The sequence below is a fragment of the Pseudomonas sp. R4-84 genome (assembly GCF_054130985.1).
On the sequence record NZ_CP096390.1, the window covers coordinates 3,463,920 to 3,478,917 of the forward strand.

General features: G+C 63.2%; 13 protein-coding genes. 3 read left to right on the forward strand and 10 right to left on the reverse strand.

Annotated features, from left to right (window positions below; genetic code table 11):
• Window positions 1-118 precede the first annotated feature (118 nt).
• Window positions 119-595 carry a hemerythrin domain-containing protein gene (locus M1D68_RS15585; RefSeq protein WP_457967528.1) on the forward strand — a complete coding sequence of 159 codons (477 nt, stop codon included), beginning with the start codon at window positions 119-121 and terminating at the stop codon, window positions 593-595.
• A 51-nt stretch (window positions 596-646) separates the two neighbouring features.
• Here the strand turns inward: M1D68_RS15585 and M1D68_RS15590 are convergent, their stop codons facing one another.
• The 7 genes from M1D68_RS15590 to M1D68_RS15620 all read right to left on the reverse strand — a co-directional run bounded on the left by M1D68_RS15590 (window position 647) and on the right by M1D68_RS15620 (window position 7,434).
• Complete coding sequence (locus M1D68_RS15590) at window positions 647-1,525, reverse strand: LysR family transcriptional regulator (protein ID WP_420765858.1); 879 nt, start codon at window positions 1,523-1,525, stop codon at window positions 647-649.
• 239 nt (window positions 1,526-1,764) lie between these two features.
• A complete protein-coding gene (gene ycaC / locus M1D68_RS15595) occupies window positions 1,765-2,394 on the reverse strand; it encodes an isochorismate family cysteine hydrolase YcaC (protein ID WP_014337664.1) in 630 nt (209 codons plus the stop codon).
• Between the two features lie 143 nt (window positions 2,395-2,537).
• On the reverse strand, window positions 2,538-4,376 hold the full coding sequence (locus M1D68_RS15600; protein ID WP_457970747.1) for an amidohydrolase: 1,839 nt from the start codon (window positions 4,374-4,376) through the stop codon (window positions 2,538-2,540).
• 118 nt (window positions 4,377-4,494) lie between these two features.
• Entirely contained in the window at window positions 4,495-5,133 is a 639-nt protein-coding gene (locus M1D68_RS15605; RefSeq protein ID WP_457967531.1) for an antibiotic biosynthesis monooxygenase, read from the reverse strand.
• On the reverse strand, window positions 5,126-5,539 hold the full coding sequence (locus M1D68_RS15610; protein ID WP_434559603.1) for a DoxX family protein: 414 nt from the start codon (window positions 5,537-5,539) through the stop codon (window positions 5,126-5,128). Before M1D68_RS15610 ends, M1D68_RS15605 begins: the two co-directional genes overlap by 8 nt.
• Window positions 5,536-6,483, reverse strand: coding sequence for a LysR family transcriptional regulator (locus M1D68_RS15615; RefSeq protein ID WP_434559605.1), 948 nt, complete (start codon window positions 6,481-6,483; stop codon window positions 5,536-5,538). The genes M1D68_RS15610 and M1D68_RS15615 overlap by 4 nt, the downstream gene beginning before the upstream one ends.
• A gap of 129 nt (window positions 6,484-6,612) precedes the next feature.
• The gene (locus M1D68_RS15620; RefSeq protein ID WP_434559607.1) at window positions 6,613-7,434 is read right to left on the reverse strand and encodes an alpha/beta fold hydrolase; all 822 of its coding nucleotides are present in this window, start codon (window positions 7,432-7,434) and stop codon (window positions 6,613-6,615) included.
• 245 nt (window positions 7,435-7,679) lie between these two features.
• Here M1D68_RS15620 and M1D68_RS15625 point away from each other — a divergent pair, with 245 nt between their 5' ends.
• Window positions 7,680-10,490 (forward strand): ATP-binding protein, encoded by a 2,811-nt coding sequence (locus tag M1D68_RS15625; protein WP_457967534.1) that lies wholly within the window; start codon window positions 7,680-7,682, stop codon window positions 10,488-10,490.
• Here M1D68_RS15625 and M1D68_RS15630 read toward each other — a convergent pair.
• Together M1D68_RS15630 and M1D68_RS15635 are read right to left on the reverse strand one after the other, a co-directional pair.
• Window positions 10,437-11,921 (reverse strand): ATP-binding protein, encoded by a 1,485-nt coding sequence (locus tag M1D68_RS15630; protein WP_457967536.1) that lies wholly within the window; start codon window positions 11,919-11,921, stop codon window positions 10,437-10,439. The two genes, M1D68_RS15625 and M1D68_RS15630, sit on opposite strands and share 54 nt — an antisense overlap.
• A gap of 183 nt (window positions 11,922-12,104) precedes the next feature.
• Window positions 12,105-13,055 carry a GlxA family transcriptional regulator gene (locus tag M1D68_RS15635; RefSeq protein ID WP_457967538.1) on the reverse strand — a complete coding sequence of 317 codons (951 nt, stop codon included), beginning with the start codon at window positions 13,053-13,055 and terminating at the stop codon, window positions 12,105-12,107.
• 237 nt (window positions 13,056-13,292) lie between these two features.
• On the opposite strand from M1D68_RS15635, the gene M1D68_RS15640 reads away from it, so the two are divergent.
• Window positions 13,293-14,015 carry a pirin family protein gene (locus M1D68_RS15640; RefSeq protein WP_434559615.1) on the forward strand — a complete coding sequence of 241 codons (723 nt, stop codon included), beginning with the start codon at window positions 13,293-13,295 and terminating at the stop codon, window positions 14,013-14,015.
• A 65-nt stretch (window positions 14,016-14,080) separates the two neighbouring features.
• Here M1D68_RS15640 and M1D68_RS15645 read toward each other — a convergent pair whose 3' ends face one another.
• The gene (locus tag M1D68_RS15645; RefSeq protein WP_457967540.1) at window positions 14,081-14,956 is read right to left on the reverse strand and encodes a LysR family transcriptional regulator; all 876 of its coding nucleotides are present in this window, start codon (window positions 14,954-14,956) and stop codon (window positions 14,081-14,083) included.
• Window positions 14,957-14,998 lie beyond the last annotated feature (42 nt).

Consider the following 14,998-nt stretch of genomic DNA (forward strand, 5'->3'; position numbering starts at 1 on the left):
CACTGATTTTTAAGTAGTTAATAAAGCGGCTCGGCTGGCACGACGGATGCACCTGTCATGTTACGTGGCGTCGGCGCTCGAAGCCGGCCCGCATCCGTGAATGACCGAGGAGCAGCACATGAACGCCATCGACCTGTTGAAAGCCGACCATGAACGCGTCAAAGCCATTCTCACTCAACTGAGTGAGTCCACTGATCGCGCGGTCAAGAAACGCACCGAGCTACTGGCGAAGCTGGAAATGGAAGTCACCATCCACACCCGCCTGGAAGAAGAAATCCTGTACCCGGCCTTCAAGCAGGAAGGCGGCAAGGAAGAAGCCGAGATGTATTACGAAGCCAAGGAAGAGCACCGCACCGTCGATTCGCTGGTGCTGCCCGACCTGAAAGCCACCGACCCTTCCCAGCCTGAATTCGCGGGCCGCGTCAAAGTGGTGAAAGAGCTGCTGGAGCACCACATCGAGGAAGAAGAGAAAGAAATGTTCCCTCAAGCCAAGAAGGTGCTGGGCAAGGCCAAGCTGGACGCCTTGGGCGAGCAGATGGAAACCATGAAAGCGCAGTACAAGAAAGAAATGAGCAGCGCCAACCTCGCCGCTTGATCCATGGCCGCGAACGCTTCAACCACCGATCGGGTTGAGGCGTCGCGGCCTTCATATCATCTGCTCGCGCAAGAATTCCACCAACGCCTGCACCGGTCGCGAAGCCTGGCGGTGTTGTGGATAGACCGCCGACAGCGTCAACGGCTCGGTTTCGAACCCCTCCAGCACCTTGACCAGGCGACCATCCTTTAGCGCATCGCCGACGATGAAGGTTGGCAGATACGTGATCCCCATCCCGGCAATTGCCGCGTCCCTGAGCAGGTCGCCGTTATTGGCCCGCATCCGTCCCACCACTTCCAGGACCAGCGGTTTGCCATGCCCCTCGAAACGCCACTGCACCTGACGGCTGTGTCCATAAGGCAAACAGTCGTGATTGCGCAGGTCTTCGGGTCGTATGGGTGTGCCTTTGTCTGACAGATAAGCCGGGCTGGCGCAGTACACGCGTTCGATGCTCGCGATGCGCCGGGCGATCAGCGTTGAATCCTCCAGCACGCCGATTCTCAGTGCCAGGTCATAGCCTTCCCCCAAAAGGTCAACCGAGCGGTCGCTCAGGTCCACCTCGACGCTGACATCCCGGTAGCGTTGCAAGAACAGCGGCAGCAGGCTACCCAGGTGCGCCACGGCGAATGACAACGGCGCGCTGAGCCGGATGGTCCCACGCGGCTCGCTGGTCTGGCCGCTGATACCCTGCTCCACTTGCTCGACTTCGCTGAGCAGGCGCAACGCCGCTTCGTAGTAGCGCTGGCCGAGCGGCGTGACATCCAGCCGACGGGTCGAGCGATTGAGCAGGCGCACCCCCAGGCGTTGCTCCAGCTCCATGAGCTTGCGGCTGACGAATTGCTTGGACAGCCCGAGCTTGTCCGCTGCGGCGGTGAAACTGCCCGACTCCATGACCTGGGCAAAGATGCGCATCTCTTCGAAGGGGTTCATTGTCATTCCGTGGGTGGACAGTCAGGGGGATGAGTTGGGCATTGTGGTCTTGGTGAGTCTGATTGCCTAGCTGTTGAATGTGCCGCCGCCATCGCGAGCAAGCTCGCTCCCACAATGTTCGAGTCGTCACAAAACCTGTGGGAGCGAGCTTGCTCGCGATGGCGGTGGGTCAGCTGCAAGGCTCTGATGCCGGGCACAAAAACGCCCGCACAGAGCGGGCGTCGTCAAGCATGGACTGCTTACTTGGCCGTCAGCGCCGAGTAGCTGTTCATCAGGTTGCGGTAGTTAGGAATGCGCTGGGACAACAGGTTGCCCAGGCCTTCGATGTCGTTGCGCCAGTCACGGTGCAGCTCACAGGCCACCGAGAACCAGTTCATCATCTGCGCACCGGCAGCGGTCATGCGTACCCAGGCGGCTTGTTGCACGGTTTCGTTGAAGGTACCCGAAGCGTCGGTGACGACGAACACGTCGAAACCTTCCGCCAAGGCCGACAAGGTCGGGAATGCCACGCAGACATCGGTCACCACGCCAGCGATGATCAATTGCTTGCGGCCAGTGGCCTTGATCGCCTTGACGAAGTCTTCGTTGTCCCAGGCGTTGATCTGGCCTGGACGCGGGATGTACGGCGCGTCCGGGAACATTTCCTTGAGCTCCGGCACGATCGGACCGTTGGGGCCTTGTTCGAAGCTGGTGGTCAGGATGGTCGGCAGTTCAAAGAACTTCGCCAGGTCGGCCAAGGCCAACACGTTGTTCTTGAACTCGTTGGGCGAGAAGTCCTGGACCAGGGAAATCAGACCGGTCTGGTGATCGACCAGCAGGACGACCGCGTCGTCTTTGTTCAGACGGTTGTAGGCGGGAACGTTGCTCATGGGGTGACTCCTTTGGGATGGATGTTGCGAAACCTTGTGGGAGCGAGCTTGCTCGCGATGGCGGAGTGTCAGGCGGCGGCGATGGTGAATGTTGCGACGCCATCGCGAGCAAGCTCGCTCCCACAGGAGAAAAGTGTTGTTACTTAGAAGGCAAAGCACGAACAGCCAAACGCGCCCCAGAAACCCTGGAAGTCGCTGACCGGGACGTTCGACAGGCGCGCCCGCTCGTGGCTATGGGAATGCACCGTGCAAGGACCGCTGCACTGGTGGACTTGCGCCTGCAAGGGCGATGTCGGGCGCCAGTGGCCCGGGACCTTGACCACCGGCGACCAGTCCGGCAACACCGGGACGCTCGCTGGGCCAAGTTTCTCGAAATCGCCAGCCGCGTAGACCACCTTGCCGTCCACCACCGTCAGCACCGATTCGATCCACTTGATGGCTTCTTCCTCGACGCTGAAGAAATCCGCGCTCAGGGCCGCCAGGTCCGCCAGTTGGCCGACCTTGATCTGGCCTTTCTTGCCCTGCTCCGACGAGAACCAGGCACTGCCGTGGGTAAACAGCTCCAGCGCGGTCAGGCGCGGCAGCCCTTCTTCATGCAATGACAGGCCGCCGACGGTGCGGCCGCTGACCATCCAGTACAACGAGGTCCACGGGTTGTAGCTGGAGACGCGAGTGGCGTCGGTGCCAGCGCCCACCGGCACGCCTTCGGCGAGCATCCGCTTGATCGGCGGTGTGGCTTCGGCGGCTTTGGCGCCGTAGCGATCGACAAAATATTCACCCTGGAAAGCCATGCGGTCCTGGATTGCGATACCGCCGCCCAGCGCCCGCACGCGTTCGATGTTTTTCGGCGTGATGGTCTCGGCGTGGTCGAAGAACCACGGCAGGCCGTTGAACGGAATGTCGCGGTTGACCTTCTCGAACACGTCGAGCATGCGGCTGATGGATTCGTCGTAGGTCGCGTGCAGGCGGAATGGCCAGCGCTGTTCCACCAGGTGACGCACCACTGGCTCCAGGTCCTGTTCCATGCCCGGCGGCAGGTCCGGGCGCGGTTCGAGGAAGTCTTCGAAGTCTGCCGCAGAGAACACCAGCATTTCGCCGGCGCCGTTGTGCCGCAAAAAGTCATCGCCCTGGTGCAGCTTGACGCTGCCGGTCCAGTTCTTGAAGTCGGTGAGTTCTTCCTTGGGCTTCTGGGTGAACAGGTTGTAGGCGATGCGCACCGTCAACTGTTGCTCGCGGGCCAACTGCTCGATGACTTCGTAGTCGTCCGGGTAGTTCTGGTAGCCGCCGCCGGCGTCGATGGCGCTGGTCAGGCCCAGGCGATTGAGCTCGCGCATGAACTGGCGCGTGGAGTTGACTTGGTACTCCAGCGGCAGTTTTGGCCCTTTCGCCAGCGTCGAATAAAGGATCATCGCGTTGGGGCGCGCCACCAGCATACCGGTGGGTTCCCCCCTGCTGTCACGCACGATTTCGCCACCCGGTGGGTTCGGCGTGTCACGGGTGTAGCCGGCCACGCGCAGCGCGGCGCGGTTGAGCAAGGCACGATCGTAGAGGTGCAACACGAACACGGGCGTATCGGGAGCGGCCTGGTTGAGTTCTTCCAGGGTCGGCATGCGTTTTTCGGCGAACTGGAATTCGTTCCAGCCGCCCACCACTCGGACCCATTGCGGGGTCGGCGTGCGATCAGCCTGGTCCTTGAGCATGCGCAAGGCATCGGCCAACGAGGGCACACCTTCCCAGCGCAGCTCCAGGTTGTAGTTCAAGCCACCACGGATCAGGTGCAGGTGCGAATCGTTGAGGCCGGGGATGACGGTGCGGCCCTTGAGGTCGATGACCTGGGTGCCGCTGCCACGCAGGGCCATGGCCTCGGCGTCGGTGCCCACGGCGACGAAGCGGCCCTGGCTGATGGCAACCGCGCTGGCGCGAGGCTTCTCACGGTCGACGGTGTGGAATTGGCCATTGAACAGAATCAGATCGGCGTTCATCGGGTTTCCTTGTGAATGGGAAGAAGCAAGGGACAGGCGCGGCCAGAAAGCGGCGGCGGCGCTGAGCAAGGATCCGGCGGCAAGCAACTGGCGGCGCAGTGGATCGGTTGGGTCGTCGTTATTGGCCATGGCCGGGCTCCAGGTGTTCGTGGGTTTTGGAGGATTCCAACCAGGGCGCGAACAACCGGGTCGCCAACGGCATGCACACGTACACCACCGAGAGCACGATGGTCACGGTGATAAGGAGCGTGGCGACCACGTAGTTGGACAGAAATGCGTTGAGCTGCAGCAGCGGGCCCCAGAGCAACGGCACCAGCAAGGTGTGCGGCAGGATGACCAGCAGCGTCACCACCGATTGCTTCCAGCGCGGTGGCGGCGTGGCGGCATCGGCCAGCGGGGCGAACCAGAATTCCTTATGGGAACCGACCTCGATCTTGTCGCCGTCGGCCAAGAGTGGCGCTGCCTCGGCCACCAATTCACGACGCTCGGAGGAATCCAGCCAGCGTTGCATGGCCTCGGTGGAGCGAAAACGCAGCACGCAGGTAAACAACGACAGTCCGTCCTGCTTGCCCCGCACAACGTCGACGCCCAAATGGCCCGGCCACTGGCCGGCCACGGTGACGATGCGCCGCAACCAGGCCTCATAGGCATCGTTCTGCCCGGCTTTGATCCGGTGCTTGACCACCAGGGTGACGATTTCATCGAAACCGGGTACCGCCGGGCTCGCGGTGGATCCGAGGGTTTGGGACTCAGGCATGACGCAGCACTCCAGCAAAGCGCGCGTTCATCGCCAAACGTCCAGGGCCGGCAATGAACACGCTGGTAAATATGATCAACAGCAACCAGCCGAACTGGCCTTCTTCCAGGCTCCACTGCGGATGCACGACCAGCAGCGCCACGGCCAGCAGGAACAGGATGGGCAGGCACGCCAACCGCACCAGCACGCCGGCCATGATCAGCAAGGGACACAGCACCTCGGCAAAAATCGCCAAGACCAGCGTGGTCGCCGCGCCGAGGTGGAACGGGTCTTCGATGCGGGTCAGCTCGGCGCTGTAATTCAGCAATTTCGGCAAGCCATGCACCCATAACAGGAACAGCGCGCCGCTCAGGCGCAGCAACAGCAGGCCAACGTCCTGCAAGCGGCTTTCGTCAGTGGTATTCATCGGTGGGCTCCGGCCGGGTCCGTCGAAGCGGCGGCCGGCAGCGGTTGGGACATGTGGGCCGCAATGCGCGAGCGCAGCCAGCGCTCGGCGGGGTCGTTGTCATGCACGCCGCTCCAGACCATCGACAACTCGGCGGCATTGATTTCGAACGGCGGATCTTCGGCGCGTAACGCGCACCCTTCCACCAGTGCGCAGGCGGCATAGTCCGGCACGGTGGCGATCAGCTCGGTGCCGGCCAGCAAGGCGCGCAGCCCGCTGAATTGCGGCACCGCCAGCACGACCTTGCGCGCCCGGCCGATGCGGGCCAGGTCCAGGTCGATGTTGCCGCTCAGGTCGCCGGAGAACGAAACCATCGCATGGGGCCGCGAGCAATATTCGTCCAGGGTCAACGGACCCGGGCGCTTGTCGCCACGCAAGACCTTGCAAGGAATGTCCCGCAGTTTCTTGCGCTTGGCGTTAGCAGGGAGATCGGTGGTGTAGCTGACGCCGACGCTGATCTCACCGCTGGCCAGCAGCGACGACATCAGCAGGAAATTGGCCCGGCGCACCACCACGATGATGCCCGGTGCTTCCTCGCGCAGTTGGCTCAGCAAGGGTGGAAACAGGCCGAATTCGGCATCGTCGGACAGACCGATGCGAAACACATCGCAACTGGTGGACGGGTCGAACGCCTTGGCCCGGCTGACCGCACCGGAAATCGTGTCCATGGCCGGCTGCAATTCCTGCAGGATCGCCAGGGCCCGAGGCGTCGGTTCCATGCCCCGGCCATGACGGATCAGCAGCGGGTCATCGAACAGATCCCGCAGCCGCCCAAGCGCCGCGCTCACCGCCGGCTGGCCCATGAACAGTTTTTCGGCAACGCGGGTCAGGTTCTTCTCGAACATCAGCGCCTCGAAGATCACCAGCAGGTTCATGTCGAGACGGCGTAGATCATTGCGGTTCATGGGTGTTGTTCCTGTTTTAACTGTGGGAGCGAGCCTGCTCGCGAAGAGGCCGGCACGGCAAATATCGATGCAAGCTGAGCCACCGCCTTCGCGAGCAGGCTCGCTCCCACAGGTCTTAGCTTGCTTGCGTCAGCCCTGGATGAACGCCAACAGGTCCGCGTTCAAGCGGTCCTTATGGGTATCGGTCAGGCCATGGGGCGCGCCTGGGTAAACCAGCAGCTGCGAGTTCTTGAGCAATTTGGCGGCCGCGATGCCGGCGGTTTCGATCGGCACGACTTGGTCGTCATCGCCATGGACCACCAGGGTCGGCACGTCGATGTTGCGCAGGTCGTCGGAAAGATCGGTCTCCGAGAACGCCTTGATGCAGTCGTAGGTGTTCTTGTGGCCGGCGAGCATGCCTTGCATCCAGAACCAGTCGATCATGCCTTGGGAGACCTTGGCGCCCGGACGGTTGGCGCCGAAAAACGCGCTGGCTACATCCTTGTATAGCTGAGAACGGTCGGCCAGGGAGGCCTGGCGGAAACCGTCGAAGACTTCGACAGGCAAGCCACCGGGGTTGGCCGCGGTCCTGAGCATCAGCGGCGTGACAGCCGAGATCAGGCCGAGCTTGGCGACGCGGGCGGCGCCGTGACGGCCGATGTAGCGGGCCACTTCGCCACCGCCGGTGGAGAAGCCGAGCAACACGGCGTTCTTCAGGTCCAGGCGTTCGATCAGCTCCGCCAGGTCGTCGGCGTAAGTGTCCATGTCATTGCCGTCCCACGGCTGGCTGGAACGCCCATGACCGCGACGGTCGTGGGCAATCACCCGGTAGCCATTGGACGCCAGGAACATCATCTGCGCCTCCCAACTGTCGGAGTTCAACGGCCAGCCGTGGCTGAAGACCACCGGTTGACCAGTACCCCAATCCTTGTAGTAGATCTCTGTGCCGTCGCGGGTGATGAATGTGCTCATGACATGACTCCTTGAGGTGGGTGGATTGCTCCATGGTCCGGTCAGGGGGTGTATGTGCGTGAGTTAAACGTTGTTAATTTTTTCGGGACGGTGGTGTTAAAAGCCCCAATGAAGATTGCTTTTGTAGGGGGGATTTGTATCTGCCGATGGCTCTGGATAAGGCTGTCCACCGTTGCGCTTGTCACAAAACCTGACGAATATGCTCAGGTACAGCCATCTCCAGGGAACAGAACAATGAGCGCGCCATGAGCCAGTACCTCAGCCTGCCCGTCGAAAAGACGCTGCATTTCGGCCCTTACCGGGTTCATCCCCGCCAGCGCCTGGTGCTGGAGGGCGGGCAGCCGTTGCGCCTGGGTCGGCGCGCGGTGGAGATTCTGTTGGTGCTGCTCGAACACGCAGGCCAAGTGGTGAGCAAGCAGCAACTGATCGCCCGTGTCTGGCCCAAGAGCGTGGTGGAAGACACCAACCTTCGGGTTCACGTGGCGGCGCTGCGCAAGGCGTTGGGCGATGGACAGGCAGGCCAGCGCTACATCGTCACCGTGGCGCAGCGCGGCTACAGCTTCGTCGCGCCGGTGACTTTCGAGTCGCCCGAGCCACTGGCACGTATCCCCCACCCTGCCCTGGCGCGCAACCTGCCGCCGCGCCGAACCCGGGTGATCGGGCGCCAGGGGCTGGTGGAAAGCCTGGTCGCCCAGCTGCCGCGAAAACGCTTCATCACCCTGGTCGGCAGCGGCGGCATCGGCAAGACCACCGTCGCGTTGCGGGTCGCCGAGCGGCTGATCGGCCATTACCGCGACGGCACGTATCTGCTGGACCTCGGCTCGCTCAATGACCCGGCCATGATCGCGCCCAACCTCTGCGCCCTGTTGGAGCTGTCGCCACAAGACGGCGAGCCCTTGGAAGCCGTCGTCCGGCCCTTGAAGGAACGGCATCTGCTGCTGGTGATCGATACTTGCGAACATCTGGTCGACGCCGTGGCCCTGCTCTGCGAGACGCTGCTGCGCGCCGCACCGCACTTGCATATCCTGGCCACCAGCCGCGAAGGCCTGCGCGCCGAAGGCGAACATGTGCAGCGCCTCGATTCACTGGCGATCCCACCCCGGGGGATGGTCATCGAAGGTTATCCGGCCCTGGAATATCCAGCGCTGCAACTGTTTGCTGAACGGGCGATGGCCAGCCAGGACGACTTCGAGCTGACCGACCATGAGGTGCCGCTGATCGTCGACATCTGCCAGCGCCTGGACGGCATTCCCCTTGCCATCGAACTGGCCGCTGCCCAGGTCGGGCACTTTGGGCTGGAGCAGTTGTGCCGGCAACTGCGAGACAGCGTCGCACTGCTCGACCATGACAAGCGTGCCAGCGCACCGCGACAACAGACCCTGCGCGCCACGCTGGACTGGAGCTTCGCGCTGCTCACTGCCTGCGAGCAGACCTGCCTGCGGCGCCTGGCGGTGTTCATGGGCAGTTTCAACCTCGCCTCGGCGGCGGCCGTCATCGTCGGCCAGCATGTCGCGCCCGACCAGGTGCTGGTATCGGTCAGCCAGTTGGTCGCCAAGTCGCTGCTCAACGTGGAGATCGGTGACGACGAGGTGCGCTACCGCCTGCTGGACACCACGCGCAGCTACGCGTTGGAAAAACTGCTGGAGACAGGCGAACTGGCCGCGAGCCAGGCGCGACACGCTGAACGTTGCCTGACGTTGATGGAACAGGCTGAAAAAGATTGGGAAACCACCCCGACGCAGCTTTGGATCGCGCGCTACGCGTCCTACCGAGACGACATCCGCGCGGCGTTGGACCGGGGGCTGGCTGCCCACGGCTCCCACGCCGTGGCGATCCGCTTGACGGCCCGTAGCCTGCCCCTCTGGCAGGAGCTGTCGCTGCTCAAGGAACATGGCCTTTACGTGAGCAAAGCCCGGGCCCTGCTGCACGGCACCGCCTCGCCATGCCCCAGGTTGACCCTTGCGCTGGAACTGGCCCATGCCAGTCTCAACTACCACACCGAGGGCGGCACGCCGGCCACGGTCGAGGCGTTCGTCACGGCCCGGCGCCTGGCCCGGCAGTGCCACGACCTGGCCGGTGAGCTGCGGGCCGTGTCCGGCCACATGGCCGTCAACCTCAGTTGCGGCCGCTACCAACAGGCGCTGGAACAATGCCAGGACTTCGACCGGCTGGGCCCCCCGGGCGACCCGGTGCTGTCCTTGAGCACCCAGCGCCTGCGGGTGCTGGCGTTGCATTTCATTGGCGACCAGGGCGCGGCGCGGCGCGATGCCGAACAGGTCATCCAGCGCCTGGCCCAGAACGGCCACCTGGGCCGCTTCACCTACGGTTTTGGCGTGCAGTACGAACAGAGCGTGGCGGCGCTGACGATCCTGGCGCGCATCCTCTGGCTGCAAGGGTTCGCCGATAAAGCCCGGCGCACCGCCAATCTCGCGCTGCAGATTGCCCTGCAGATCAATCACGGTCTTTCGATTTGTTACACGCTGGTGATCAGCGGTTGCTTGATCGCCCATTACACCGGCGAACATTCAATCGCACGGGAACGGCTCGGTATGTTGAAACACCAGGCCCGGAAGCATTCGGTGATGTTGTTCCATGAGTGGGCCTGCCAGTACGAGAACGCGTTCGATGGAGCGTCCCTGGAGGCCTGCCCGACCAAGAGCGGCTTGATGCAGGACATCGCCGTGACGCTGCGGGCGGATGCCGTGGGACCGGGTCAGATCGAACGCGCCCATAGCGGCGCCGCAGGCTGGTGCTGCGCCGAGATCCTGCGAGCCAGCGCCGAAGCCCTGTTGGCGCAGGATGACCCATCGGCCGACAAACAAGCCGAAGAGCAACTGCTCGCCGCCCTGGCCGTCGCCCGGCAGCAAGGCGCGCTGGCGTGGGAATTGCGCAGCGCCTTTTCCCTGGCGCGGCTGTGGCAACGGCGTGGCCAGGATAAGGCCGCCGCGGATCTGCTGCGCCCCGTCTATCGGCGTTTCAATGAGGGCTTCGACACGCCCGACCTAAAGCAAGCCGACGCGCTGCTTCGTACGCTGGATGGGCGCCTCGGGTCTTGACCGGGTTTGCCACGCCTGTTGCAGTGCGTAACGCCGATGCCAAAGCGGCAACTGCCCACTGTGATGCAGTTTCTCCAAAGCATAGGCGCGGGTGGTGCGCAGCAGATGGAAACGCGTCCCTTCGGCGCGTTGCTCAACCATCACCAATGATTGGATGACCAACCGCGACAACAACCAGGGCAATCGTCCCGCTTCCACTTCAGGGCAGCTGATCACCGCCAGGGCGGTCTTGAGGCTGAACCGTTCTTCGAACACCGCCAGGCGTTGGAACACCGTTCGCTCATCGTGGCTCAAGCGCTCGAAGCTCCAATCCAGGGCAGCTTCCAGGCTGCGGTGGCGAGGCACGGCGGTTCGACGTCCGTGGCTCAGCAGCGACAGACCATGGTCCAACTGCTCCAGGACCCCGGCCACGCCCAGCACATCGACTTGGGCCGCTGCCAGTTCCAGGGCAAGCGGCAACCCGTCGAGGCGCCGACAGATCTGCGCAAGGGCCGCCAGGTCGCGTTCTGCCGGCTGGAAACCCTGCTGGCGGGCGCCGACCCGCTCGACCAGCAACTGCACCGCCGGGCACCCCAGTACATAATCGGACTCATCGGCCGACGCCATCCCCAGACCGGACAGTTGCACGACATTTTCGTCGGCCAGGTTGAGGATTTCCCGACTGCTCACCAACAGCGATACGCCAGGCGCCCCTGCGCGCAACGTCAAGGCCAATTCCCGGCAGGTATCGATCAGTTGTTCACAACCGTCGAGCACCAGCAGTATCCGACGGGCTTGCAGCTGCTGGGCCAGGCAACCGTCCGCCAGGCCCAGGGCATGCTTAATCCGCAGCGCAACCTGCGCCGGGTCGCCGATGCCGGCCAGGTCGATAAACCAGGCGCCATCGGCAAAGTGCTCCAGCAACAGTTCCGCCACCCGCAACGCCACGGTGGTCTTGCCGATGCCACCCGGGCCGGTGACGGTGGTGAGGGATTGGCGCGGCACTTCCACCAACAGCCGGCCCAGGATCTTGTCGCGACCGATCACCGGGCTCAGCCGGGCGGGCAGATTGTGCCGTTCGGAGGGCTCCGCGCTCGATGACTCGCCCACGGATTCCAGGGTCAGGGGCACCGCAAAGCAGTAGCCCTGGCGAGGATGATTGAGGATGTAGCGATTGCCTTCGCGCGTCTCGCCGAAGGCCCGTCGCAGCGCGGCGATGTGCACCCGCAGATTGATGTCTTCGACCACGCTGTCGGGCCAGACCTGGTCGATCAGCGCTTGCTTGCTGACGAAAGCGCCGGCGTGCGCGACCAGTATCTGCAGGATGTCGAGGGCGCGACCGCCCAATGCCAGAGGTTGACCTTCGCGAGAGACCAGCCGCTGCTGTCGGTGAAAGACGAACGGGCCAAAGCACACCGTTGGCCCGGTGCAGGGTTTGACGAAACTGTTCATGAGCGATCCAGCGCCAGATGACCGGTCCAGGCATGTCGTTGCGAAGCGCCGCACGCGTCTGCCCTGGCTCTCGCGCATCCTTTCCAGAGGGTTCGCGGTAATCTTGGCAGCCCTGAGCCCGATAACAATGCTGGCACAGGCCCCATCACGGACATCACGGTGCCCTGGACGGACACCCGAGGCTCAACTGAACTGCTGGCGGTACTGGATCGGCGTCAGGCCAAGCTTTTCGCTGAACAGCTGACGCATGTGCCGCACGCTGCCAAAGCCACTGCGAAACGCCACGGTCTTGAGCGGCAAGTCGGTGGATTCGAGCAACTGACGCGCCCGATCGATGCGCGCCCCTTGAAGGAATTCCATGGGCGTCATCTTCACTTCGCGGACAAACAGCCGGGCAAAATGCCGGGTGCTCATGGCCGCGACCGCCGCCATGCGTTCCACGGTGAAGGGCTCCTCCAGATGCTCCATCACGTGGTTCTGCACCCGCGTGACCGCCGACTCCTGGGCCGCCACGGTCGCCACCAGCGGGCTGAACTGCGCTTGCCCGCCCTGGCGCTTCATCAGCACCAGCAGCACTTTGGCGACGTCCAGCGCGACTTTGCGGCCGTGGTCCTGGGCGACGATGGCCAAGGCCATGTCGATGCCGGCCGTGACACCGCCGGAGGTGATCAGCCGTCGGTCGCGCAAGAAGATTTTGTCGGTCTCGATCAATGCCTTGGGAAAACGCTGGATCAAGCGCTCGGTGTAGTGCCAGTGGGTGGTAACCCGGTGTCCATCGAGCAACCCCGCTTCGCCGAGCACAAACGCGCCGGTACAAATCGAGCCATAGCAGGTGGCCCTTGGCGCCGCCGCCCGCAACCATGTGTGCAAGCCCGGGTGCCGGTCGTTATAGGCACCGGGACCACCCGGCACGAGCAGTACGTCGTAGGCGGCCCAGGCCTGGTCGATATGGATATCGGCATGGACAGTCACACCGTTGGACGCCCGCAACGGGCCTCGCTCGGTGCCCAGGGTCAGCAACTGATAGTGCTGGTCGAGTGCAAGAAAACGGTTGGCGATGGAAAACACTTCAAGCGGCCCGGCCATGTCGAGCAGCAGGAAATCGGGGAACAGCACCATTGCTACGGTTTTCATGGGAAGACGCCAAGATCGAGAAGAACATGCCGGACCCTGTGGGAGCGAGCTTGTTCGCTTGCACAAGGATCATCGGTTGGCATTATGACCAAGCGAAGCGCCCGCTGCGAGATTGTCCACTCACAACGGACAGTATTTCCCTATTCACCTGCTTATTGAACAATCCGATAACCATTAACCTTCTTCTGAACCCGGCGAACGGCCACGGCCACCGCCCACTGAACCAGGAGAATTTCCATGCTGACCCTTCGCAAAGCTTCTGATCGCGGTATTGCCCGTCACGGCTGGCTGACGTCGTTCCACACCTTTTCGTTCGCCAGCTACCGCGACCTCAATCAACAGGGTTTTTCCGACCTGCTGGTGATCAACGACGACCGGGTCGCCGCCGCCAAAGGTTTCGGCCAGCACCCACACCGCGACATGGAGATTTTCTCCTACGTGCTCGAAGGGGCGCTGGAGCACAAGGACACCTTGGGCACCGGTTCGGTCATTCGCCCCGGTGATGTGCAATTGATGAGTGCTGGCAGTGGCGTAGCGCACAGTGAATTCAATCACAGCGCCGACGAGCCGGTGCATTTCCTGCAGATCTGGATCGTGCCCAACGTGGTGGGCGCCACGCCGCGCTACCAGCAGGAACATTTCAGTACCGAGCAGAAACGTGGCCGCCTGCAATTGATCATTTCGCCGGACGGGGCCCAGGGATCGCTCCACGTTCGCCAGGACGCGCGGGTTTATGCCGGGCTGTTCGATGGCCAGGAAAGCGCCACGCTGACGTTGGCTGCCGATCGCTATGCCTATGTCCACGTGGCCCGGGGCAGCGTAGAGCTCAATGGCGTGCCGTTGCACGAAGGCGATGGCGTGCGGGTGCGCCAGGAACAGGTACTGACGCTGGGCAATGGCCAGGATGCCGAAGTGCTGGTATTTGACCTGCGGCCGCAGGAACTGCCGCAAATGCCGTGAGGCCAGTGTGCGGGACATCCTGTGGGAGCGAGCTTGCTCGCTTCCACAGGTTCTCTTATCCAGCGTTATTCGTTTTCCTGGGAAAACGCCGCGACAATCTCATCGATCACCGCCCGCACCCGCGCCGTGTGGCGCAAGTCCGCGTGGGTCACCAGCCAGACCTCGTACGGCAGCGGTCGCGTGCGCTCAGGCCATAGGCGCACCAACCCGTCGCGTTCGCCCATGTACACCGGGATTTCCCCCACTCCGATACCCGCCGCAATCGAGCGACGCACCAACAGGCTCGAACTCAGGCTGGCAACGATCCGCCCGCGACTGACCGGCTCGGCAACCAGGGTAAAATCTTTTTGCGCCTGCAAATACGGCTGGTAGACAACCAGGTCATGGCCCTCGAACGCGCTGCCCGCCGTCGGCTCCCCATGGACATCGACATACTCGCGCGCCGCGAACAACCCCACCGGCCAGCGCGCGATCCGCCGCGCGATCAGGTCAGGGTTTTCTGGCCGGGTGTTGCGCACGGCAACGTCCGCTTCGCGCTTGACCAGGCTGATGATCTGCGTGGAGGCGTCCAACTGCACGCGCACGTCCGGGTGACGTTGATGCAGGCGGGCAATGGCCGGGATCAGGAAGTCGATCGCCAATGAATCAGTCGTGGCGACGCGCACGTTGCCCACCAGTCGATCGTCCAGTCCTTGTATCCGACGCTCCAGTTCCAGGGCCGACTGCTCCATTTTTTCCACGGACCTGAGCGCGGCCTCGCCCATTGACGTCAGGGCATAACCGTCGGGTGTGCGCAGAAACAGCGCGGCGCTCAGGGATTTCTCCAACGCGGCGATACGCCGGCCCACAGTCGCCTGGTCCACCCCCAGCACACGCGCCGCCCCTCGCAGGGTCGACTCCCGACACACCGCCAGGAATACCCGCGCATCGTCCCAATTCATCCGTCCTCCTATCGATGCATAATTGCATCGCTGCGCCGCGTA

What these genes read in the sequence shown, in the direction of transcription:
- M1D68_RS15585 (WP_457967528.1), top strand. Translation starts at nt 119, where the DNA reads ATGAACGCCATCGACCTGTTGAAAGCCGACCATGAACGCGTCAAAGCC.
- M1D68_RS15590 (WP_420765858.1), bottom strand. Translation starts at nt 1,525, where the DNA reads ATGAACCCCTTCGAAGAGATGCGCATCTTTGCCCAGGTCATGGAGTCG.
- ycaC (WP_014337664.1), bottom strand. Translation starts at nt 2,394, where the DNA reads ATGAGCAACGTTCCCGCCTACAACCGTCTGAACAAAGACGACGCGGTC.
- M1D68_RS15600 (WP_457970747.1), bottom strand. Translation starts at nt 4,376, where the DNA reads ATGAACGCCGATCTGATTCTGTTCAATGGCCAATTCCACACCGTCGAC.
- M1D68_RS15605 (WP_457967531.1), bottom strand. Translation starts at nt 5,133, where the DNA reads ATGCCTGAGTCCCAAACCCTCGGATCCACCGCGAGCCCGGCGGTACCC.
- M1D68_RS15610 (WP_434559603.1), bottom strand. Translation starts at nt 5,539, where the DNA reads ATGAATACCACTGACGAAAGCCGCTTGCAGGACGTTGGCCTGCTGTTG.
- M1D68_RS15615 (WP_434559605.1), bottom strand. Translation starts at nt 6,483, where the DNA reads ATGAACCGCAATGATCTACGCCGTCTCGACATGAACCTGCTGGTGATC.
- M1D68_RS15620 (WP_434559607.1), bottom strand. Translation starts at nt 7,434, where the DNA reads ATGAGCACATTCATCACCCGCGACGGCACAGAGATCTACTACAAGGAT.
- M1D68_RS15625 (WP_457967534.1), top strand. Translation starts at nt 7,680, where the DNA reads ATGAGCCAGTACCTCAGCCTGCCCGTCGAAAAGACGCTGCATTTCGGC.
- M1D68_RS15630 (WP_457967536.1), bottom strand. Translation starts at nt 11,921, where the DNA reads ATGAACAGTTTCGTCAAACCCTGCACCGGGCCAACGGTGTGCTTTGGC.
- M1D68_RS15635 (WP_457967538.1), bottom strand. Translation starts at nt 13,055, where the DNA reads ATGAAAACCGTAGCAATGGTGCTGTTCCCCGATTTCCTGCTGCTCGAC.
- M1D68_RS15640 (WP_434559615.1), top strand. Translation starts at nt 13,293, where the DNA reads ATGCTGACCCTTCGCAAAGCTTCTGATCGCGGTATTGCCCGTCACGGC.
- M1D68_RS15645 (WP_457967540.1), bottom strand. Translation starts at nt 14,956, where the DNA reads ATGAATTGGGACGATGCGCGGGTATTCCTGGCGGTGTGTCGGGAGTCG.